This window comes from Streptomonospora nanhaiensis (assembly GCF_013410565.1).
In the GTDB taxonomy this organism is placed as follows: Bacteria; Actinomycetota; Actinomycetes; order Streptosporangiales; family Streptosporangiaceae; genus Streptomonospora; species Streptomonospora nanhaiensis.
Window position 1 is genome coordinate 638,462 of record NZ_JACCFO010000001.1, and the last position, 20,229, is coordinate 658,690.

Here is a 20,229-nt window from a genome sequence, read left to right on the forward strand (position 1 = left end):
GAGTATGGGGGGGATGGAACAGGCGGACCCCATGGCACAGGTGCTCTCCGAGGTCGGACCGCGGTTGAAGCGGCTGCGCGCCGAGCGCGGCGTCACCCTGGCGGCACTGTCGGAGGCCACCGGCATCTCGGCGAGCACGCTGTCGCGGCTGGAGTCGGGGCAGCGCCGGCCCAGCCTGGAGCTGCTGCTGCCGATCTCGCGCGCCCACCAGGTTCCGCTGGACGAACTGGTCGGCGCGCCCCAGGTGGGCGACCCCCGGGTGCGGCTCACCCCCCACAAGGCCAACGACGCCACGGTCGTGCCGCTGACCCGCCAGACCGGCCCGCTGCAGGCGTTCAAGATGGTGATCCCGGCCTCGCGCGACACGCCCGACACCCGCACGCACGAGGGTTATGAGTGGCTGTACGTGCTGGCCGGGCGGCTGCGCCTGGTGCTGGCCGACCACGACCTCGTGCTGGGCACCGGCGAGGCGGCGGAGTTCGACACCCGCCTGCCGCACTGGTTCGGCAGCACCGGTGAGGCCCCGGTGGAGATCCTCAGCCTGTTCGGCCGCCAGGGCGAGCGCATGCACGTGCGCGCCAAGCCCCGCCGCCGGGCGGGAAGCGCCGAGGAATAGGCGGGGACTAGCCGGCGCCGCGCGGAGGCCGACGGGAGCGGCCGGCGGCTTCCGCGCGGGCGCCCTCGGCCAGTGCCTCGCGGGCCGCCGCGTCCAAGGCGGCGGCGTCCTCGGCCACCAGGGCCGCGCGGGTGCGCCGCTCCAGCAGGTCGGCGGCCTCCAGCGCGCCCTCGTGGCGCACCGCCCAGCGCAGCTCCGCGCCGGTGACACCCGCCGCCAGCGGCTCCAGCAGGCAGGGGCGCCCCCGGGCCTCGGCGAGCACGGCCGGGGCCTCGGCGCCGTAGCGCGCCACCAGCCGGCGCGGCGCGCGGATGCGGCGCAGCTCGGCGGGCGAGGCGGCGCCCACCAGCGGAAGGGCGCGGGTGCGGCAGGGGCCGGCGCGCAGCCGGGCGCGGGCCACGGCGGTGTCCACGGCGTCCTGGGCCATGCGCCGGTAGGTCGTGAGCTTGCCGCCGACCACGGTCACCACGCCCTCGGGCGAGGTGAGGACCGCGTGGCGGCGGGAGAGGTCGGCGCTCGCGCCGGGGCCGGTGTCCAGCAGAGGGCGCAGCCCCGCGAAGGCGCCGGCCACGTCGGCGCGGCCGGGCGGGGTGCGCAGGGCCCGGCCCACCGTCTCCAGCAGGAAGGCGATGTCGTCCTCGGTCGGCTCGGGCACGTCGGGCACCGGGCCGGCCACGGGCTCGTCGGTCAGCCCGACATAGACCCCGCCGTCCAGCTGGGGGAGCACCAGCGCGAACCGCGCGCGGTGGCCGGGCACGGGCAGGGTCAGCGCGGCGCGCAGGCCGGGGAACAGGCGGCCGGGCAGCACCAGGTGGCTGCCGCGGCTGGGCCGCAGCCGCACGTCGGGCGCGAGGCCGGCGGCCCACACCCCGGTGGCGTTGACCACCGCGCGCGCCCGCACGCGCAGCGCGGCGCCGCTGAGGCGGTCGCGCAGCAGGGCGCCGCCGCCGTCGGCCTCCTCCACCGCGCACCGGGTGAGGACGGTGGCGCCGCGCGCGGCGGCGGTGCGGGCCAGGGCCACCACCAGGCGGGCGTCGTCGACGAGCTGGCCGTCGTAGGAGAGCTGGCCGCCGCGCAGCCCGTCGGGGCGCAGCTGCGGGGCCAGCTCCAGGGCGCGGGCGCGCGAGACGCGCCGGGAGGGGGGCAGCCGGGCGCCCGGGGTGCCCGCCGACAGGCGCAGCACGTCGCCCAGCAGCAGCCCCGTGCGGGTGAAGGCGGCCTGCAGCGCGCCGGTCTGGGGGTACAGGGGCAGCAGCATCGGCAGCGCGCGCACCAGGTGGGGCGCGGTGCGGCTGAGGAGGATGTGGCGCTCGCGCGCGCTCTCGCGGGCGATGCCGACCTGGCCGGCGGCGAGGTAGCGCAGCCCGCCGTGGACGAGCTTGGAACTCCACCGGCTGGTGCCGAAGGCGAGGTCGTGCTTCTCGGCGAGGACCACGCGCAGACCGCGGGACGCGGCGTCCAGCGCGATCCCGGCGCCGGTGACCCCGCCGCCGGCCACGAGCAGGTCGACGTCGGGGCGGTCGGCCAGCCGGTCGAGGTCGCGGGCGCGCCGGGCGGCGTTGAGGGAGGCGCCGGTCTCGGGGGAGGGGCTCACGCCGGGTCCGCGGGGCGCAGGTAGGCGTCGAGCATCCGGCCCAGCTCGGCGGTCTGGCGCTCCAGCGGCAGCACGTCGTCGACCAGCCGCCAGGACACCACCGCGGCCTGGGCCGCCAGGAGCATCATGCGGGCCAGTTCGGCGGGGTCGCCGGCGCGCACCGAGCCGTCGGCCTGCCCGGCGCGGATGCGGTCCTCGGTGACGGCCAGCATGGCCGACTGGCTGGAGCCCAGCCGGTGGAAGGTGTAGGTGATCAGCGCCTCGGGCTCGGTGTCGATGATGCGCCCGAGCAGGGGGTGGCCGCGCAGCTCGGCGACGGTGAGGACCGCCCCGGCCACCAGCCGGGTGCGGGCGTCGCCGCCCGCGGCGGCGGCCCGGGGCGCGACGGAGTCGACCACCGCGCGCATCTCTCGGGTGAGCAGGTCGGCCAGCAGGGTGCCGATGTCGCGCCAGCGGCGGTAGACCGTGGGCCGGCTCACCCCGGCGCGGCGGGCGACGTCGGTCAGCGTCAGCCGCCGCAGCCCGAAGACGGCGATGGACTCATAGGCGGCGTCGAGGAGGGTGTCGGCCAGGGGGTCGGGGGAGCCGCCTCCGTCGTCCTCGTTACTGATTGACATCACATGCAAAACTGTAACGCATGACGGCACCCACCCACCGTGTCGGCGAACCCGCCTGGGACGCCTGGGGCGACCCCACCCGCGCCCACCGCCTCACCGACGACCAGCGCGCCCTCATCTCCCAGGTGCTCGGCGGCGCCGCCGCCACCGACGCGCCGCGCACCCCCGAGACCGAACTGCGGCTCCCGCGCAGCGCCCTCTCCCCGGCCGCCCGCGCCGCCCTGGCCGCCGCCGTGGGCCCCGCCCACGTCAACACCCGCCCCGCCGCCCGCCTGCGCCGCGCCGGCGGCAAGAGCACCCCCGACCTGCTGCGCCGCCGCGCCGGCGACGTGGCCGGGGCCCCCGACGCCGTCGTGTCACCCGCCGACCACGACCAGGTGGCCGCCGTGCTGGCCGCCTGCGCCGAGCACGGGGTGGCCGTGGTGCCCTTCGGCGGCGGCACCAGCGTGGTGGGGGGCGTGGAGCCGCTGCGCGGGGACTTCGCCGCCGCCGTCTGCCTGGACCTGCGGCGCCTGGACCGGCTGCTCGCGCTGGACCCGGTGGCGCGCACCGCCACCCTGCAGGCCGGACTGCGCACGCCCGAGGCCGAGGAACTGCTGGCCGACTACGGCATGACCCTGGGGCACCGGCCGCAGAGCTATGAGTACGCCACCATCGGCGGGTACGCGGCCACGCGCTCGGCCGGCCAGGACTCCGCCGGCTACGGCCGCTTCGACTCCATGGTGCTGGCGCTGCGGGCGGCCACCCCGCGCGGCACCCTCGACCTGGGCCGGGCGCCCGCCTCGGCCGCGGGCCCCGACCTGCGCCAGCTCCTCCTGGGCTCCGAAGGCGTCTTCGGCGTGATCACCGAGGTGACCCTGCGGGTGCGGCCGCTGCCCGCGGCCGAACACGAGGAGGCGTGGAGCGTCCCCGACTTCGCGGCGGGCACCGAGGCGCTGCGGGCCCTGGCCCAGGGCGGCCTGCGGCCCACCCTGGTCCGGCTCTCCGATCCCGTCGAGACCTACGTCAACGCCGCCCTGGCCGGCGGCGAGGCCCCGCGGGGGTGCCTGGCCGTGGTGCGCTGCGAGGGCGACCCCGCCCACGTGGCCGCCGCCCGCGAGGCCGCGGCCACCGCGCTGCGCGCGGTCGGCGGCACCCCGCTGGGCGAGGAGCCCGTGGCGCACTGGCGCGCCGGCCGCTACTCGGCCCCCTACCTGCGCGACGCGCTGCTGGACGCCGGAGTGCTGGCCGAGACCCTGGAGACCGCCGCCACCTGGACGCGGCTGCCCGGGCTGCGCCGGGCGGTCACCGACGCCCTCACCGCCGCGCTCAGCGGCGGCGGCGCGCCGCCGCCGCCGCTGGTGCTCTGCCACATCTCCCACGTCTACCCCGAGGGCGCCTCCCTCTACTTCACCGTGGCCGCCGCCGCGGGGCCCGACCCGCTGGAGCGCTGGCGTGCCGCCAAGCGTGCCGCCGGCGACGCGATCGCCGCGCACGGCGGCACCATCACCCACCACCACGCCGTGGGCACCGACCACCGGCCGTGGCTGGGCGCCGAGGTGGGCGACCTGGGCGTGGAGGTGCTGCGCGCGGTCAAACGGGCGCTGGACCCCGCGGGGGTGCTCAACCCCGGCAAGCTCATCCCCGAGGCCGCGGAGCCGGACCGGTGAGCGGCGGGCGCGGGGAGGCCCCGCGCACGGTGACCCTACTGGCCAACCCGGTGGCCGGCGGCCGGCGCGGCACCGCCCTGGCCGCCGAGACGGCGCGCCGGCTGCTCGCCCGCGGCGTCGAGGTCGACCTCGTCGCCGGGCGCGACGCGGCCGAGGCCCGCGCCCGGGCGCGGGCGTGCGTGGCCGCCGGCGCCGACGTGCTGGCGGTGGCGGGCGGGGACGGCATGGTGCACCTGGCCGTGCAGGAGCTGGCGGGCAGCACCACGGCGCTGGCGGTGCTGCCGACGGGCACCGGCAACGACTTCGCCCGGGCGCTGGGAATCCCCGCGGGCGCCCCGGACGCTGCGGCCGCCGCGGTGGCGGCCGGGCGGCGCCGCCGCATCGACCTCGGCAGGCTGACCGCGCCGGCGGGGGAGGGCGCGGCAGAGGGCAGGGTGGGGCAGCCGTCGTCGGCAACGGCGTCGGGCGTAGGGGCAGGCGCGGGGGACGGGACGCCGACGGGCACAGCGGGCGCGGAGGCGCGGCCTCGCGCAGCCCGGTGGTTCGGAACCGTGCTGACCTGCGGGTTCGACTCCTTCGTCAACGAGCGCGCCAACCGCATGACCTGGCCGCGCGGGCGCGCCCGCTACGCCGTGGCGGTCCTGGCCGAACTGGGACGGCTGCGGCCGCGGCCCTTCACCGTGACCGCCGACGGCCGCACCGAGGAGTTCGAGGCGGTGCTGGTGGCCGTGGGCAACACCGGCGTGTACGGCGGAGGCATGCGCGTGTGCCCGCACGCCGCCCCCGACGACGGCCTGCTGTCGGTCACCGTGGTGGGCCCCGCCACCCGCTCCGGGCTGCTGCGGGCCTTCCCCCGCATCTACCGGGGCAGCCACGCCACCCACCTGCTGGTGCGCACCTTCCACGCCCGCACCCTGCGCGTGGACTCCCCGGGAGTCCCGTCCTTCGCCGACGGCGAGCCGGTGGGCACCCTCCCCCTGACAGCCGAGGCCGTACCCGCCGCCCTGGAGGTGGTGGTGCCCTGACGCGCCGCGCCGCCCGGCCGACGACGGCGGTAACGTCGGGGGGCAGGTGCCCGGAACACCCGGCGGAAAGGACGGTGCGGCCATGGAGGAGCCACCCGGCAGCCGATGGGCGGACATCGTCGGGCGGGAGGGGCACGACCACGGCGCGCGCTACGCCGCCCGCTTCGCCGCGCTGGCCGCCTCCGGCGCCGACGTGCACGGCGAGGCGCACTTCTGCGCCGCCCTGCTGGGCCCCGGATCCCGGGTGCTGGACGCCGGCTGCGGAACCGGGCGGGTGGCGATCCGGCTCGCCGAACTGGGGCACGTGTGCACCGGGGTGGACGTCGACTCCTCGATGCTGGCCCAGGCGCGCTCCCGCGCCCCCGCGATGACCTGGATCCAGGCCGACCTGGCCACCGTGGACAGGCTGGGCCTGCGGCCGGACTTCGACATGGTGGTAACCGCCGGCAACGTCATCCCGCTGCTGGCGGCCACCACCGAGCCCGCCGTCGTGGCCGCCCTGGCGGCGCTGCTGCGCCCCGGCGGGCTGCTGGTCGCCGGGTTCGGTCTCGACGCCGCGCACCTGCCCCTGGACCACGCCCCGGTGTCGCTGCCCGACTACGACTCCTGGTGCGCCGACGCCGGCCTCGCCCTCCTCAGCCGAGCGGCCACCTGGGAGGGCGACCCCTACACCGGAGGCGGCTACGCCGTCAGCGTGCACCGCCGCGGCTGAACCGCTCACACCTCTGCCGGGCGCGGCCCACCGTGCGTCGATTCTGGAAGGACCGTCCGGTTTCGGGTAGGCAGGGGACTGGAATCCCGACAGAGATAGGAAGCAGCGACCACCATGGCAGCAAATCTCGTGCGCACCCGCAACAAGGTCATCGCCGGCGTCTGCGGCGGCCTCGCCCGCCGCTTCGGCCTCTCACCCTTCCTGGTCCGCGTGCTCTTCGTCGTCTCCTGCCTCATCCCGGGCCCGCAGTTCATCATCTACATCGCCCTGTGGATCATCATGCCCAAGGAGGCGTAACCCCAGAGCGTCCCGACCATCGGCGCCGCGCACCCCCGGTCCCCCAACCCGCCCAACGGGACCGGCCGTATCGGGGGTGCGCGCTATGCCCCTGCCCCGCGAGCGCATCACCGAAGAACGCGGAGAGTCCCGTGTCCTCCCATTCCGCCGCGTAGCGCGACCGGCCCGGGAGGAGCGCCCGCTCTAGTAGCCGTTTTCCTCGCACCATTCCGCGATCAGATCTACCGATAGATCCCGGGCGAAGCGGTGGTGATATGGCGCTGCAATGCCGCCTCGGATTCCGCTAAATCCTGTAGTAATTCTCCGAGGAACCGCTGAGGAAGGGCCGGGCGGGATCGGGGGGACCCGAGTCGGCGCTCACGTGATCATCGTGCCCGGCACTGCGCTGGTCCGGTGAGCACCCGGGGTGTAGCCGAAGGCGCGGTGGAAGACGTCGATGAAGGCGCTGGGGGAGGACCAGCCGCAGTGGTGGGCCACGGTCGTGACCGGCATGTCGTCGGCCAGGAGGCGCAGGGCGTGGTAGAGGCGCAACTGGGTGCGCCATTGGGGGAACGTCATGCCCAACTCGCGGCGGGACAGGCGGCTGAGGGTGCGTTCGGCCGCGCCGGTGGCGGTACCCAGTTGGGCCAGGGTGCGGGAGTCGGACGGGTCGGCGTGGAGCAGGGCGCAGACGGCCGTGAGGCGGGGGTCGCTCGGGGTGGGCAGGTGCACCGGCTGCTGGGGTGAGGCGCGCAACTGGTCCAGCAGGACCTCGCGCAGGCGGCGCCGTTCCGGGGTGTCGGTGAGCGGGCCGCGCGTGTAGGCGAGGATCAGTTCGCGCAGCAGCGGGCTCACCGCGAGGACCGTGGGGGCGTCCAGGCGCAGCGGGTTGGTGTCGGCGGGCAGGCCGAGGAGGTGCAGGTCCAGGCGGCCGTGGGCGCGGTGGGCGTGCACGCACCCGGCCGGCACCCAGATGGCGCGGGTGCCCGGCGCGAACCACGTGCCCGCGTCGGTGGTGACGGCCAGGACCCCCGAGCCCGCGTAGACGATCTGGTGGTCGTCGTGGCGGTGCGCCCCGATGACCTCTCCCGGCGCCAGCGGCCGGGTGCTCGTGGGCGCCTGCGGCGTGTGGCGGATTTCCGGCATGACTTGGCAGATTATCGGAAGCGCGCTCGCGCCCTCCGCCGCCACGATGACCGGGTGTCCAACCGCCTGATCACCCCCGCCGCCCGCCCCATCGCCCTGCTGGCCGTGGGCCACGCCTGCGTCGACGTCTACCAGGGCGCGGTCGCCGCGCTGGTGCCCTTCCTCGTCTCCGAGCGGGCCTACACCTACGCCGCCGCCTCGGGGATCGTCCTGGCCGCCACCCTGCTGTCCTCGGTGGTGCAGCCGCTGTTCGGCGCGCTCACCGACCGGTGGCCCCTGCCCTGGCTGCTGCCGGTAAGCACGCTGGCCGGCGGCGCCGGGGTCGCCCTCGCCGGGGTCACCGACTCCTACGGCCTGACCCTGGCGGTCGTCGCGGTCTCGGGGATCGGTGTCGCCGCCTACCATCCCGAGGCGGCCCGCGCGGCGCGGGCCGCCAGCCGCGGCAGCCACGTCGCCATGGGCTGGTTCTCCCTGGGCGGCAACCTCGGGTTCGCCGCGGCCCCGCTGATGGTGGCCGCCGTGGTGGCCACCGGTGGCCTGGGCGCCTCGCCGCTGCTGGTCGTGCCCGCCGTGGCCGGGGCGGCGCTGTGCGCGGCGGCGCTGCGGGCGCTCGCGGCACCGTCCTCCGCCGCGGCGCCCGCCCCCGGCGCGAGGGCCGCGCCGGCGCGCCGACCCGCCGGGCGGGACGACTGGAGGTCGTTCGCGCTGCTCTCCGGCGCGATCGCGTGCCGCTCGGTCGTGTTCGTCGGGCTGAGCGCGTTCATCGCGCTCTACGCCCGCGAGCGCACAGGAGGGGGAGACGCCGCCGGCGCGTTCGCCCTGTTCGTCCTCTACCTCGGCGGCGCGGTGGGGACGGTCGCGGGCGGGCGGCTCGCCACCCGGTTCGGCCGCCTGCCGGTGGTGCGCTGGTCCTACGGGCTGTCCGTCCTGGCCGTGGCCGGGGTCGTCCTCGTCCCCGGACCGCTGCTCCACCTGTTCGTCGCGCTCACCTCGGCCGGGCTCTACGTGCCCTTCTCCCTGCACGTCACCCTGGGCCAGGACTACCTGCCCCGGCGCGTGGGCACCGCCGGCGGGGTGACCCTGGGCCTGGCCGTCAGCGTCGGGGGGATCGCCAGCCCCGCCGTGGGCGCCCTCGCCGACGCCGCCTCGCTGCAGGCCGCCCTCGCGCCGCTGATCGCGCTGCCCGCCGTGGGCTGGGTCCTGCTGCGCCCCCTCAAGGAGCCCGCCCGCCTCGAAGGGCCCGCCGGCTGACCGGGACCCGGGCGCGGGCGGGGCCGGGGTCACTAGGGTTTGGAACCATGGCGAGAGGACGGGTCACCCGGGAGGACTGGACGAGGGCGGCGCTGGGCGCCCTGGCGCGGGGCGGGATGGCCGCCGTGTCGGTCGACGCGCTGGCCGGTGAGCTGGACATCACCCGCGGCAGCTTCTACTGGCACTTCAAGGACCGCGAGGCGCTGCTGGCGGCCGCGCTGGAGCTGTGGGAGCAGCGGGCCACCGCCGACGTCATCTCCCGGATCGAACCCCTTGACGACCCCCGTGAGCAGCTGCGCGTGCTGCTGGAGACCGCGCTGGGCCCCGACGCCATCGCCGGCCTGGAGCCCGCATGTGCGTGATGGAGCACCTGCACAAGGCGCTGCGCCGGCGCGACGTCTTCGCCCGCGGCGCCGACCGGTGGGGCGCCCCCGCGCCCGGCTGTTGACCGGCGAGGACTGGCAGGCCAGCCGCCCGCGCGTGCTCACCGCGCTGGGGCTGGAAGACGAGCCCGCCGCCCACCTGGCCGAGATGGCCTCGGCTCTGGACGCCGGCTTCCACCGGGTGCTCGTCGGGCTGGGCGCCAACACCGCGGTGCAGTTCGACTCCGGCCGGCTGCGGGTGGAACCCCTGGAGGCGCTGGCTGAGCCGCCGCTGATGAAGGAGTTCCGCGCCCTGGTGAGCGCGATGATGCCGCGCCTGGACTTCCCCGAGCTGCTGATGGAGGTCACCGGCCGCACGGGGCTCGCCCGCGATTTCACCCACATCTCCGGCGGTGAGGCGCACATGGACGGCTTCGAGGTGAGCCTGTGCGCGCTGCTGGTCGCCGAAGCGTGCAACATCGGACTCCCCCCGGTGGTCAAGCCCGGGGTGGACGCGCTCAGCACCCACCGCCTCCAGCAGGTCGACCAGGGGTACGTGCGGGCCGAGACCATCAGCGCGGCCAACGCCCGCCTCATCAAGGCCCAGGCCGACATCGGCATCGTCGCCTCCTGGGGCGGCGGGCTGATCGCCTCGGCGGATGGCATGCGCTTCGTCGTGCCCACCCCCAACCTGCACGCCCGCGCCAACCCCAAGTACTTCGGGCTGCGCAAACGCGGCGCCACCTGGCTCAACGTGGTCAACGACCGGGTGATGGGGCTGGGCGGGGTGGTGGTTCCCGGCACCCTGCGCGACTCGATGTTCATCCTGGACGCCATCCACGCCCGCGACGGCGGGCCCAAGCCCGACATGGTCGTCACCGACACCGCCTCCTACAGCGACATCGTCTTCGGCCTGTTCGCGATCTGCGGCTACCAGTTCTCCCCGCGCATCGCCGACCTCGGCGACACCCGGCTGTGGCGCACCAACACCCGCGCCGTCTACGGGCCCCTGGACTCCATGTCGCGCCACACCGTCCGCCTGGACCGCATCCGCGCCCACTGGGAGGACATGCTCCGCGTGGCCGGCTCGCTGACCACCGGCACGGTGCGCGCCTACGACCTGGTGCGCATGCTCTCCCGGGACGGCCGCCCCACCGGCCTGGGCGACGCCTTCGCCCACTACGGCCGCATCTTCAAGACTCTGCACCTGCTCCAGTTCCTCAACGACGAGGGTTACCGGCGCATGATCACCGCCCAGCTCAACGTCTCCGAGGCCCGCCACGGCCTGGCCCGCAAGATCTGCTTCGGCAACCGCGGCGAACTCAAGCAGCGCTACCGCGAAGGGCTCGAAGACCAGCTCGGCGCCCTCGGGCTGGCGCTCAACGCCGTCGTGTGGTGGAACTCCCTCTACATCGACGCCGCCGTCACCCGCCTGCGAGCCGACGGGTTCCCGGCCACCGAGGACATGTGCGCGCGGCTGTCCCCGCTGGGCTACGAGCACATCAACTTCCTGGGCTCCTATTCCTTCCCCCACCCTGACGTCGAGGGCGGACTGCGTCCGCTGCGCGACCCCGACGCCGACCAGGAGCAATAGCGGTCGCTCACCAAGTACGCCGGAAAAGTGCAATGGCTCGCCACGAACGGCAATGACCGGGCAGACAAGATGAGGCCGGAAGCGCATGTGGGGTTGAGCTGAATAGGGAATTCGCCTACGCCGGGAAAGGGCCACGGCGAAGGGGCGGGCCGGAAAGCACCACCTCGACCGGTTCGCCCTGGCCCGAGTCCCGATCGGGATTACTCCAGTGTGAACGACGGTTCGGTGTTGTCCGGGGCGACGAACGCGAGCAGGCGGGCGGCCTCGTCTCGTACCGCTGCTTTCTCGGATTCCGACAGTGGCCGGAACGGTGCGATGTGCAGGTGGCCGTTCGTGAGCGTCCAGCTGCCTTCCGCAAAGCCGTCGACGAGGAACAATGGCACGCCCCCGGAGGCCCTGGGCGCGATCCGCCGGCGATTCTCCTCGCTGATCACGCGGGTCCGGTCCCGGTACCCGAGGACGGCGTTGTCGAAGGCGGGCAGGAACCGGACCGGCGCTGGTCGGTCCGGTTCGCCCAGCGGTGCGTCGGGCAGGTCGAGCAGTTCGCCTCCCTGCTCGTCCCGGAAGGCGCGCAGTTTCGGCCGCAACCCTTCGACGACCTTGCGGAGCCGGGTCGATCCCGACCAGGCCTGGATGTCCATGACACCGGCTGGACCGAACGCGGCGAGGTAGCGCAGGACCATCGTCTCCGGTTGTGGCGCGTCGGTCAGCGGGCGGCCGAGCCATTCGTCAGCCAGGGTGACCGGTGTCCCACGCCGATGCCCCCACCGGCCCCAGGTGGAGTGGGGTGGTGGATGCACCAACGCCTCCAGCAGCTCGATGGCCTCGGCCAGCCGGCCAGGGGCGCGGCCGGGGAATCGGTCGGTGAGTAACTGGCCGAGATCCCGGCGGGTGAGCGTCTTTCCGGTCAGTAGCTGTCGGCTGACGCGGGCGAGCTCGTCGAGATCCATCCCCTCGATCTGCGTGGCGTAGTACGCGTCGGTCAAGGCTTTCCGCACAGCGGGCGCGACCGTCGGCCACAGCCAACGGAAGTCCTCGCCGCAGGCCAGGTGTTGGGTACAGCGCAGCATAGTGGCGTGCACCACGTCGCGGCTCTCGATCAGGGCCGTCAGGTCATCGTGCCGGAAGTTCTCCAACCGCGCCCACAGCCCCACATAAGGTCCGTTGGGCATTTGTGCCTGCATCGCCACGAGGTGCTCGATCGCCTCCATCGGAGTACGAGGAACGCGCCGGGCCAGCAGTTGCCGCTCCAGGAGTGTCCGGTTCAGTACCCGCCGGGACAGCTCGGGTGCACCCGATCTCACGATTGGTCGGCCGACCAGTCCATCGGTACTTCTTGAGTGATGGCGATCAGGTTGCCGTCGGCCGCCTTCAGGACGGCCAGCCGGGCTCCGGGCATGTCCACGATGCCGGTTGCCGGATCGATGTTGTCCCCTGCGGCGGCCTCGGCGGTACCGACCTCGGCGAGCGATCCGTCGGAGGTCTCGGTCATCGCCGTCGCCCCGGCGGCGACCAGTGCGCGATGCTCCTGTTCGATATCCTCGACCGCCCAAAAGACCAGCGGATGATCCACCCAGGGCGCCGCGGTGAGACCGATCTCCACGCCATCATTGGAGAACGCCGCGAAATCGTCGCTCTGGAACGCGGGTGGTCCGCCCAGCAACGCGGTCCAGGCCGTGATGCTGGCGGGCAGATCCCGCACGGGCAGGACTACATTGCCGAAACCGATAAACCGTGCCATAGGTGGCATTCTTCCAGATCCGGCCGCGCCGATCGTCAGCGCATCCGGCCGAAGAACCGCCGGATGTCCGCGATGAGTAGATCCGGGACGTCGCGGGAGGCCGGGCGGGGTCCTGGCGAGGAGTTCCTGGCCCGCCGGGACCTGGACGCCGACACGGTCCGCTCCTACGGCCAGATGCTGCGGCGGCTGCGCCGCGAGCTCGGCGACAACGTCCCGCTCGGCCAGGTGACCGCCGAACAGACCGCCGCGGTGTTCACTGCCGCCTGGGGCAAGGCCGCGGCGCGGACCTGGAACCGGCACTGCTCGGCGCTGCGCTCCTTCACCACCTGGGCGGCCGGGGCCCGGTCGCGGCTGGGTCACCACCGATCTCGCCGCGCTGATCGAGCGGCGGCCAGGGGCCCGGCGTCGGCCAGCAGCCCGGCCAGGCGGGCGCGGGCGTTGCGGGGGCGTGTGCCCAGCACGTTCTCCACGTCGATCAGCAGCACCCGGTCATCAGCACGCACCCTCCGCCTCCCCTGCGGCCAGGGCGGAGCGCCCGCCGGACAGCTCCGGCACATGCTTGTACACCGTCGAGCGGGACACCCCGAGCAGGCGGGCGATGGAGGCCACCGAGTTCTCAGGGCGGCTCAGCAGGTCGCGGGCGTGGCGGACCTGCTCCGGCGTCATCGCGGGGGGCCGGCCCAGGCGCGTGCCCGCCGCGCGGGCGGCCTGAAGTCCTTCCTTGGTGCCCTGGACGATGAGTTCGCGGATGAACTCCGCCAGCGCGGCGAAGACGTGGAAGACGAGCCGCCCGCCGGGGGTGGTGGTGTCCAGGGCCTCGTGCAGGGACCGGAAGCCGATGCCGGCGCGGCGCAGGTCGCCGACCAGCGCGATGAGGTCGGCCAGGGAGCGTGCCAGGCGGTCCAGGGAGGGCGCGACCAGGGTGTCGCCGGGGCGCAGGTAGTCCAGGCAGGCGGTGAGGTTGGGGCGGTCGGCGTCGCGGCCGCTGGCCTTGTCGGCGAAGACGCGGGAGCACCCGGCGGCCGTCAGCGCGGCGAGCTGGCGGTCGAGTTTTTGGCCCTGGGTGGAGACCCGGGCATAACCGATGAGCGCCCCGGCCGCCGGCGGCCGGGGCGGGGGCGAGGGGGTCCTCGGGCGGGGTGAGGGCGGCGTCCATCCGGCGAGCGTAGGAGAAACGGTGTGGTCCGGGTTGTCGGACACCCGGGGTTTCCAACTCGTTTTCCCGACAGTCTGCGGGCCGGTTCGGCGCCCCCGGGCGGCGTTCCGGGCGCCTGTCCGAGAATCGATCGATTCTCGGACAGGGAGCGCTCGGGCGAGGAACCCCGGCTCAGGATCCGGCGACTGCACGCTCCGTCATCTTCGTCACGGAGAGTACTACCGCTAAATCCTGTACCGATCCTCCTCGACCCCCTACCACCCCGGCGAGGTCGACCTGGTGGCCATGCACCTCCAGTCGTCCGGATTCCCCCTCGACCGCGACGAGCGGCGCTGCCTGGAAGCGCTCGAAACCCTGGCGGCCGCCGGCGCCTGGGAGCGGATGCGGCGCGCCCTCGACGACGCCCTCGCCGTGCTGCTGGCGGCCGTACCGGGGCTGGCGGCCCCCGACATCACCGTGCTGCTCGTGCTCGGCGACCCGGGCGACGCCCACTTCATGGGCCCCTGCCAGGGCGTGACCGGGTTCGGCGGTATCTCCGGCACCATCGTGATCACGCTCTGGCCCTACCCCGAGAACGTGGCGCGGCTGGAGGCCACCGCCGTGCACGAACTCCACCACAACCTGCGGTTCGGCCCGGGCGGGGTCGTGTGGGACCCCACCACCGTCACCGTCGGCGACCACATCGTCTCCGAGGGCCTGGCCGACGCGTTCGCCCGGCAGCTCTACGGCGAGGACCTCGGCCCCACCCGCATCGGCGTGCCGCACCTGGACGACGACGCGGTCTTCGCCAAGGTGCTCACCGGGCTCGACGTGACGGGCATGGAGAACTTCACCGCCTGGGTGCACGGCGACCCCAGCGCCGAGCGCTTCGGCCTCACCCCGGTGGGGCTGCCGATGGGCGCCGGCTACGCCGCGGGCAACCGGCTGGCCGACGCCTACCTGGCGGCGACCGGGCAGACGGCGGCGCAGGCCCTGCACGCCCAGGGCGCCGAGGTCATCGCGACCGCGCTCGGCCGCGGGTGACACTGGACCGATGGAGTGGACGATCCAGGAACTCGCGGCGCGGGCCGGCGTCACCAGCCGGACCCTGCGCCACTACGACAGCGTCGGGCTCCTGCCGCCGTCCCGCGTCGGTGAGAACGGGTACCGCTACTACAACCCCGCGGCCGTCGCCCGGCTCCAGCGGATCCTGCTGATGCGCCAGCTGGGCATGGGCCTGCCCGCCATCGCCAAGGTCCTGGCCGACGAGGTGGACACCGCCGAGGGCCTGCGCGCCCACATCACCGCGCTGGAGGAGGAGCGGGCCCGCATCGAACGCCGGATCCGGGCGGTGCGCCACACGCTGGAGGCCCTGGAGGCGGGGGCGGAGCCCCGGATGGACGTCATGCTGTCGGGATTCAACGACCGCTACAAGGACGAGGTGGTGTCGCGCTGGGGCGAGCGCGCCTACCAGGTGAGCAACGACTGGTGGCACGGCAAGACCCTGGACCAGCAGCTGGCCTGGAAGAAGGACACCGACGACCTGGTCGCAGCGTGGGTCGCCGCGGCGAAGGCCGGCGTCCCGCCGACCTCGGACCGCGCTCAGGCACTGGCCGCCCGGCACGTGCGGTGGCTGAGCGCGATCCCGGGCACCCCCACGGCCGAGGGCGACCGCGAGCGCTCGATCGCCATGGTGCGGGGCCTGGGCGACATGTACGTCGACGACCCCCGCTTCGCCGGCATGTACGACGACGAGGCGGGGGCGGCGTTCGTCCGCGACGCCCTCCACGCCTACGCGCGGACGCACATGTAGGCCGCCGACCGCCGCCGCGGCGGGGGGAGGGACGCTGCCATCCGGCGGCTTTGTCCTCCGCAGGGTCAGCCTTCCCGAGAATTTGCGTGTGCGCTGGTCAGACGCACCAGAAGCCGGGGTAGCCGGACAAGCCGGGGAGGTCGGCGGCGCGCGTCTGCGGCCTCCCGACATCGATTGTGCCCTGGAAACCGTGGGACGCACCGCCCCGGACACCCGGTGGGCGCTGCGCCCCCGCACCATCACGAAGGAGGCACCCGTGCCGTACTCCAAGGAATACGCCTTCGGCGAGATCACCGCGGTCTTCTCCACCGGCGAGACCACCCGCCCCGGATCGGACTACTACTGCCTCACCGGGCAGATCGATACCGGCGCCATCACCACCTGGGTCAAGTCCACCAACAGCTCCACCCAGGCGGTCAGGCCCGCCGACAGTTGGCGCCAGATGAGTTCCGGCGACTTCAGGGGGACACCGCCCGCGGGCTACCGCATCTTCTCCGACGCGGCGGGCAAGGACGGCGTGCCCCAGGACTAGGTGGCGTGCGTGAAGGAGACGATCAACGGCGTCACCTACGCAGCCCTCGGTGAGAAGTACTTCCACACCGAGGGGACAATCCTCAAGATCGAAAGGCTGCGTACCAAGCGGCCCACCCAGATCATCGAGAAGAACAGCGTGATGGTCGCCCCCGACCCCGGCTACTGGTCCTGTTTCAAGATCGGCGACACGGTCTACGGGGAGGAGCCGGGCGACGTCTACGTCCTCAACCTGCCGGTCAAGGCCACCAAGGGCAAGGACCTGGTCCGGCCCAGGATCACCGACCCGGACAACATTCCTTCCGAGCAGAACCCGGTCATCGACCGCGAGACGGTCGTGCCGTGCGTGGCGGTCAAGGACAAGACCCGCTCGGCGGCCTGGATCGTGCAGAACTCTCCGACCTACACCCTGCGCCGGCGGCGCTCCTACTCCCTGGTCGCCTCCCTGGACCTGCGCGGAGCCAAGGAAGGAGGCAAGATCACCAAGACGGTCGGCTGGGGCATCAGCAAGACCAAGACCGACGCCTACACCGAGAGCGTGGGCGTCACGGTGGGCTTCGAGGCCGGGGTGGAGGCCAAGGGAGTGGGCGTCAAGGTCACCGGATCGGTGACCCAGACCCTGGGCTATGAGCAGTCCTTCTCCAACACCGAGATGTTCGAGCAGTCGGTGGGGGTCGAGGGCGGCGCTCCGGCGGGCTACGTCACGGCGATGTACGCCGAGAAGCACGTCATCTACGCCGTGCGCAACGACCCCGAGCACACCTTCTGCTCCGACGACGACCGCAACCCGGTGGCGTTCAACGCCGGGCTGCGCTACGCCGTGGTGGACAACAGCCCCAAACCGCGCCAGGAGACCGAAGACCAGACCGAGGAGGCCGCCATCCGGGCGGTCAGCCCCGGGACAGGGGCGGCCGAGGTCCCCGCGCCCGACCAGTTGACCGGCGAGCACGCCCCGCACGGGGCGCCACCGGCCACGGTGCCCCGCCAAGCGGAGGAGAGGGTGGTCCAGTCCGAGGCTCCCAGCGTTCGCTGACCGCTGGCAGCGGCACCCCGGCAGGAAAAGTGTGGTCTGCGGCAACCCGTGTCACGAATCGGCATCGGATGAGCGCGGAGCTCTCCGGCTCCCCGAAGCCGGCGCGATCCGGGCGCCGCCGGTGCGGGGCGGGGATCGCGGGGAGACGTCGGGGGGCGTGCCGATGGAACGCCGTGCTGCCCTGGACGGAGAGGCGCTCCGGCGCTCCATCGGTCCCCGTACGTTCGTGTGTTCGCCTGGTTGGATGGCGACGCACTTTCGCACCGGATGTCCTGGTTCGCTGGGCTCGCTGTGCCTGTGGCCGTTCGTTCGTCCGCCGACGGCCGGGCGGCCGTGAGGGTTCCCGCGGCAAGGCCATCACGGCCCGCCGCCCGACAGGGCCGACGGAGCACACCTCAGTAAGGAACCACGCGATGAGCACGCCACACGCCTTCCCGCTGAAGCCCGTTCCGATCCACGTGCCCGACGAGGTCCTCGACGACCTGCGCACCCGCCTGTCGGCGACCCGCCCGCCGCTGGACGAGGGCAACGAGGACTGGTCCTACGGGGTTCCCGCCGGCTACCTGCGCGAACTGGTCGCCTACTGGCGGGACGGCTACGACTGGCGCAAGGCCGAGGCCGCCATCAACGCCTACGAGCACTACCAGGTGAGCGTCGACGGCGTCCCGGTGCACTTCATGCGCAAGCCTGGCAGCGGCCCCCGGCCGATCCCGCTGATCCTCACCCACGGCTGGCCGTGGACGTTCTGGCACTGGTCGAAGGTGATCGACCCGCTTGCCGACCCGGCCGCGTTCGGCGGCGACCCCGCCGACGCCTTCGACGTCATCGTGCCGTCGCTGCCCGGCTTCGGGTTCCCCGGCCCGCTCACCGGCTTCCCCGACGTCAACTTCTGGAAGGTCTCCGACCTCTGGCACACCCTGATGACCCAGACCCTGGGGTATGAGAGGTACGCCGCCGGGGGCTGCGACATCGGGGGGATCGTCACCAGCCAGCTCGGCCACAAGTACGCCGACGAGCTGTACGGGATCCACATCGGCTCCGGGCTGCCGCTCGACTTCTTCACCGGCCCCCGCGCCTGGGACTTCGCCCGCAACCGCCCGCTGACCGACGACCAGCCCGCCGAGATCCGCGCCCGGATCATCGAGATGGACCACCGCTCGGCGGCGCACCTCACCGTGCACATGCTCGACGGCGCCACCCTGGCCCACGCGCTGAGCGACTCGCCCGCCGGCCTGCTCGCCTGGCTGCTGGAGCGCTGGCGCTCCTGGAGCGACAACGGCGGCGACGTCGAGTCGGTCTTCACCAAGGACGACATGCTCACCCACGCCACGATCTACTGGGTGAACAACTCCATCGCCACGTCGATGCGCTACTACGCCAACGCCAACCGCTACCCCTGGGAGCCCTCCCACGACCGCACCCCGGTCGTGCAGGCCCCCGTCGGCCTCACCTTCGTCACCTACGAGAACCCGCCCGGCATCCACACCGCCGCCGAGCGCGTCGCGGCGTTCAAGAACGGCCCGCAGGGCGCCTGGTTCAACCACGTCAACGTCAACGCCCACGACCACGGCGGCCACTTCATCCCGTGGGAGAACCCCGAGGCGTGGGTGAGCGACCTGCGCCGCACCTTCCACGGCCGCCGGCCCTGAGCGACCGCCCTCCGCCCGCACACCACGAGGCCCCCGCACCCGGGAAAACCGGGGCGGGGGCCTCGCCGCGTCCGGGGCTGTTCTCCGCACCGGGATTCCGTTGTGTACCAACCTATGTATCGCATTCTCGTCACCCCCGTTAAGGTTCACTTATCGGAGGTGAGAAATTCGGGATGCTCCGGCGATACTAGCGTTTGCTGTTTCGTATTACGTAACGTTGAAAACGTTAAACACAAACGTATTTGGGTCTCTCGGCGTAGCGGGGGAGCCAGGGGCGGCGGGATCGAGGCGGGGGCCGAGCCTGCCGGCGCCAGGCCGCGGCCGGGCAGCTGTTCAACTGCCTGGTCCGGCCGCTGGAGCGGGGCAGGGGCAGGAGCGCCGACCGGCCGCGTGGGCAGACGCCCACGGCGACGGCGCGTTCCGGTCGGACGGTGAAGGCGCCGATCCCGGCGACGACGCCCGCCGGCTCCCGGCCGTGGGGCCCGGCCAAGCGCTGTCCATCGTCTTGCGGGGCGCAGTGGGCCTCTGGGGGCCGAAGGCCGCGTGCGGCTAGATCCCCCGGGCGGGCAGCGCCTCCGCGATCACGACGGCGGACGGCTCCAGTGCGGTCGCGCCGTCCTCGACGTCCCACAGCGCGTTCTGCAGCAGCCGCCCGAGCGTCCAGCCGACCGCGCGTGCGCGGTCCAGGCCGAGGACCTCGGTGAGCAGGTCGAAGCGGCGCCGCACCACGCGCCGGGCGCCGCCCTTGACGACGACGTCGTCCCACCTGCTGTCCAGAGCGGGCCAGAGATCGAAGCCGGGGTCGCCGGCGAGCGGCTCGGGGTCGATGGCCAGCCACGGTTCGCGGTGGGCGGCGAGGACGTTGCCGTAGTGCAGGTCCCAGTGCAGCATGCGGTCGCCGGGCTCATCGGCCAGGTCGGCCACCACCGACGCCCAGCCGCGCAGCATCCGCCGGTCCGCCGGGTCGGCCAGAGCCGCGACGGCCGCGGGAACCCGTGCCAGCATGTCCGCGGCGATCTCGCCGAGGCCGCGCAGTCCCGGCGGCGCGGGCACACCGACGAGCCGGGCCTGCAGCCTGGCGAGGATCCGCATCGCGGCGTCGTCGTCCTCGACCGAGGCCAGGGTGCGGGCGGCGTCCAGCCGCTCCAGGAGCATGGTGCCGCTTTGGGGGTCGTGGTCGATCAGCCGCACCATGCCCGCGCCGTTCCAGGTGCGCAACCCGATGAGCGCGGCGGCGGTCTCCTCTCGGGGCATCTGCAGCTTGAGGACCGCGCGCGTGCCGTCGGCGCGCAGCACCGGCAGGACCAGCGAGGCTTCCCCGGCGCCGGGCGCGCCGTCGCGTTTGAGCGCCCAGCGGTCCAGCATGTCCGCGGCGAGCCTCGGCAGGTCGGCGATCCAGGCCCGGCCCTCCTCGCCGAAGCCTCGGGTGTAGGACGCCGCCAGCGTCTGCGGGACCTCGACCGCCTTGACCATGTTCCGACCGTG

Annotated in this window: 21 protein-coding genes and 1 pseudogene; 14 read left to right on the forward strand and 8 right to left on the reverse strand. The window is 73.9% G+C overall.

All coding sequences use genetic code 11. The features are described from left to right. The first annotated feature begins 4 nt into the window (after positions 1–4). Entirely contained in the window at positions 5–616 is a 612-nt protein-coding gene (locus HNR12_RS02665) for a helix-turn-helix domain-containing protein (protein WP_179765951.1), read from the forward strand. A 7-nt stretch (positions 617–623) separates the two neighbouring features. On the opposite strand, the gene HNR12_RS02670 is transcribed toward HNR12_RS02665, so the two are convergent. Together HNR12_RS02670 and HNR12_RS02675 are read right to left on the reverse strand one after the other, a co-directional pair. Beyond that, a complete protein-coding gene (locus HNR12_RS02670) occupies positions 624–2,210 on the reverse strand; it encodes an FAD-dependent oxidoreductase (RefSeq protein ID WP_179765952.1) in 1,587 nt (528 codons plus the stop codon). Next, positions 2,207–2,827 (reverse strand): TetR/AcrR family transcriptional regulator, encoded by a 621-nt coding sequence (locus HNR12_RS02675; RefSeq protein WP_179765953.1) that lies wholly within the window; start codon positions 2,825–2,827, stop codon positions 2,207–2,209. The genes HNR12_RS02670 and HNR12_RS02675 overlap by 4 nt, the downstream gene beginning before the upstream one ends. A 20-nt stretch (positions 2,828–2,847) precedes the next feature. Here HNR12_RS02675 and HNR12_RS02680 point away from each other — a divergent pair, with 20 nt between their 5' ends. From HNR12_RS02680 to HNR12_RS02695, 4 genes are all read left to right on the forward strand, one after another. Continuing rightward, positions 2,848–4,476: an FAD-binding oxidoreductase gene (locus HNR12_RS02680; RefSeq protein WP_179765954.1), complete on the forward strand. Its 1,629-nt coding sequence runs from the start codon at positions 2,848–2,850 to the stop codon at positions 4,474–4,476. 29 nt (positions 4,477–4,505) lie between these two features. Further along, entirely contained in the window at positions 4,506–5,501 is a 996-nt protein-coding gene (locus HNR12_RS02685) for a diacylglycerol kinase family protein (protein ID WP_179765955.1), read from the forward strand. A gap of 82 nt (positions 5,502–5,583) precedes the next feature. After that, a complete protein-coding gene (locus HNR12_RS02690) occupies positions 5,584–6,213 on the forward strand; it encodes a class I SAM-dependent methyltransferase (protein WP_179765956.1) in 630 nt (209 codons plus the stop codon). Positions 6,214–6,327: 114 nt separating this feature from the next. Next, a complete protein-coding gene (locus HNR12_RS02695) occupies positions 6,328–6,510 on the forward strand; it encodes a PspC domain-containing protein (protein WP_179765957.1) in 183 nt (60 codons plus the stop codon). Between the two features lie 357 nt (positions 6,511–6,867). Here the strand turns inward: HNR12_RS02695 and HNR12_RS02700 are convergent, their stop codons facing one another. Further along, positions 6,868–7,635 (reverse strand): AraC family transcriptional regulator, encoded by a 768-nt coding sequence (locus tag HNR12_RS02700; protein WP_179765958.1) that lies wholly within the window; start codon positions 7,633–7,635, stop codon positions 6,868–6,870. Positions 7,636–7,689: 54 nt separating this feature from the next. On the opposite strand from HNR12_RS02700, the gene HNR12_RS02705 reads away from it, so the two are divergent. The 3 genes from HNR12_RS02705 (at position 7,690) to HNR12_RS02715 (ending at position 10,842) form a co-directional block, all read left to right on the forward strand. Beyond that, positions 7,690–8,886 carry an MFS transporter gene (locus tag HNR12_RS02705; protein WP_338119710.1) on the forward strand — a complete coding sequence of 399 codons (1,197 nt, stop codon included), beginning with the start codon at positions 7,690–7,692 and terminating at the stop codon, positions 8,884–8,886. 47 nt (positions 8,887–8,933) lie between these two features. Then, on the forward strand, positions 8,934–9,248 hold the full coding sequence (locus HNR12_RS02710; RefSeq protein WP_179765959.1) for a TetR/AcrR family transcriptional regulator: 315 nt from the start codon (positions 8,934–8,936) through the stop codon (positions 9,246–9,248). 82 nt (positions 9,249–9,330) lie between these two features. Continuing rightward, on the forward strand, positions 9,331–10,842 hold the full coding sequence (locus HNR12_RS02715) for a Tn3 family transposase (RefSeq protein WP_179765960.1): 1,512 nt from the start codon (positions 9,331–9,333) through the stop codon (positions 10,840–10,842). Positions 10,843–11,042: 200 nt separating this feature from the next. Here the strand turns inward: HNR12_RS02715 and HNR12_RS02720 are convergent, their stop codons facing one another. Further along, entirely contained in the window at positions 11,043–12,053 is a 1,011-nt protein-coding gene (locus HNR12_RS02720) for a winged helix DNA-binding domain-containing protein (protein WP_246424985.1), read from the reverse strand. 89 nt (positions 12,054–12,142) lie between these two features. After that, positions 12,143–12,583, reverse strand: coding sequence for a VOC family protein (locus HNR12_RS02725; RefSeq protein ID WP_125618342.1), 441 nt, complete (start codon positions 12,581–12,583; stop codon positions 12,143–12,145). 72 nt (positions 12,584–12,655) lie between these two features. Between HNR12_RS02725 and HNR12_RS29015 the strand changes: the two are divergent. Further along, positions 12,656–12,907 (forward strand): annotated as a pseudogene (locus HNR12_RS29015) (site-specific integrase); the annotation flags it as partial. Between the two features lie 32 nt (positions 12,908–12,939). On the opposite strand, the gene HNR12_RS02735 reads toward HNR12_RS29015, so the two are convergent. Beyond that, the gene (locus HNR12_RS02735; protein ID WP_157433109.1) at positions 12,940–13,086 is read right to left on the reverse strand and encodes a hypothetical protein; all 147 of its coding nucleotides are present in this window, start codon (positions 13,084–13,086) and stop codon (positions 12,940–12,942) included. Then, positions 13,076–13,783, reverse strand: a complete 708-nt coding sequence (locus tag HNR12_RS02740) for a recombinase family protein (RefSeq protein WP_338119711.1) — start codon at positions 13,781–13,783, stop codon at positions 13,076–13,078. The genes HNR12_RS02735 and HNR12_RS02740 overlap by 11 nt, the downstream gene beginning before the upstream one ends. A gap of 241 nt (positions 13,784–14,024) precedes the next feature. Here HNR12_RS02740 and HNR12_RS02745 point away from each other — a divergent pair, with 241 nt between their 5' ends. The 5 genes from HNR12_RS02745 (at position 14,025) to HNR12_RS02765 (ending at position 18,744) form a co-directional block, all read left to right on the forward strand. After that, positions 14,025–14,762 (forward strand): DUF2268 domain-containing protein, encoded by a 738-nt coding sequence (locus HNR12_RS02745; RefSeq protein WP_179770356.1) that lies wholly within the window; start codon positions 14,025–14,027, stop codon positions 14,760–14,762. 10 nt (positions 14,763–14,772) lie between these two features. After that, on the forward strand, positions 14,773–15,531 hold the full coding sequence (locus HNR12_RS02750) for a MerR family transcriptional regulator (RefSeq protein WP_179765962.1): 759 nt from the start codon (positions 14,773–14,775) through the stop codon (positions 15,529–15,531). Positions 15,532–15,721: 190 nt separating this feature from the next. After that, the gene (locus HNR12_RS02755) at positions 15,722–16,063 is read left to right on the forward strand and encodes a hypothetical protein (protein WP_179765963.1); all 342 of its coding nucleotides are present in this window, start codon (positions 15,722–15,724) and stop codon (positions 16,061–16,063) included. A gap of 9 nt (positions 16,064–16,072) precedes the next feature. Continuing rightward, entirely contained in the window at positions 16,073–17,095 is a 1,023-nt protein-coding gene (locus tag HNR12_RS02760; protein WP_179765964.1) for a hypothetical protein, read from the forward strand. 413 nt (positions 17,096–17,508) lie between these two features. Beyond that, entirely contained in the window at positions 17,509–18,744 is a 1,236-nt protein-coding gene (locus HNR12_RS02765; RefSeq protein ID WP_179765965.1) for an epoxide hydrolase family protein, read from the forward strand. A gap of 549 nt (positions 18,745–19,293) precedes the next feature. Here the strand turns inward: HNR12_RS02765 and HNR12_RS02770 are convergent. Beyond that, positions 19,294–20,217 (reverse strand): aminoglycoside phosphotransferase family protein, encoded by a 924-nt coding sequence (locus tag HNR12_RS02770; RefSeq protein ID WP_179765966.1) that lies wholly within the window; start codon positions 20,215–20,217, stop codon positions 19,294–19,296. Positions 20,218–20,229: the final 12 nt, after the last annotated feature.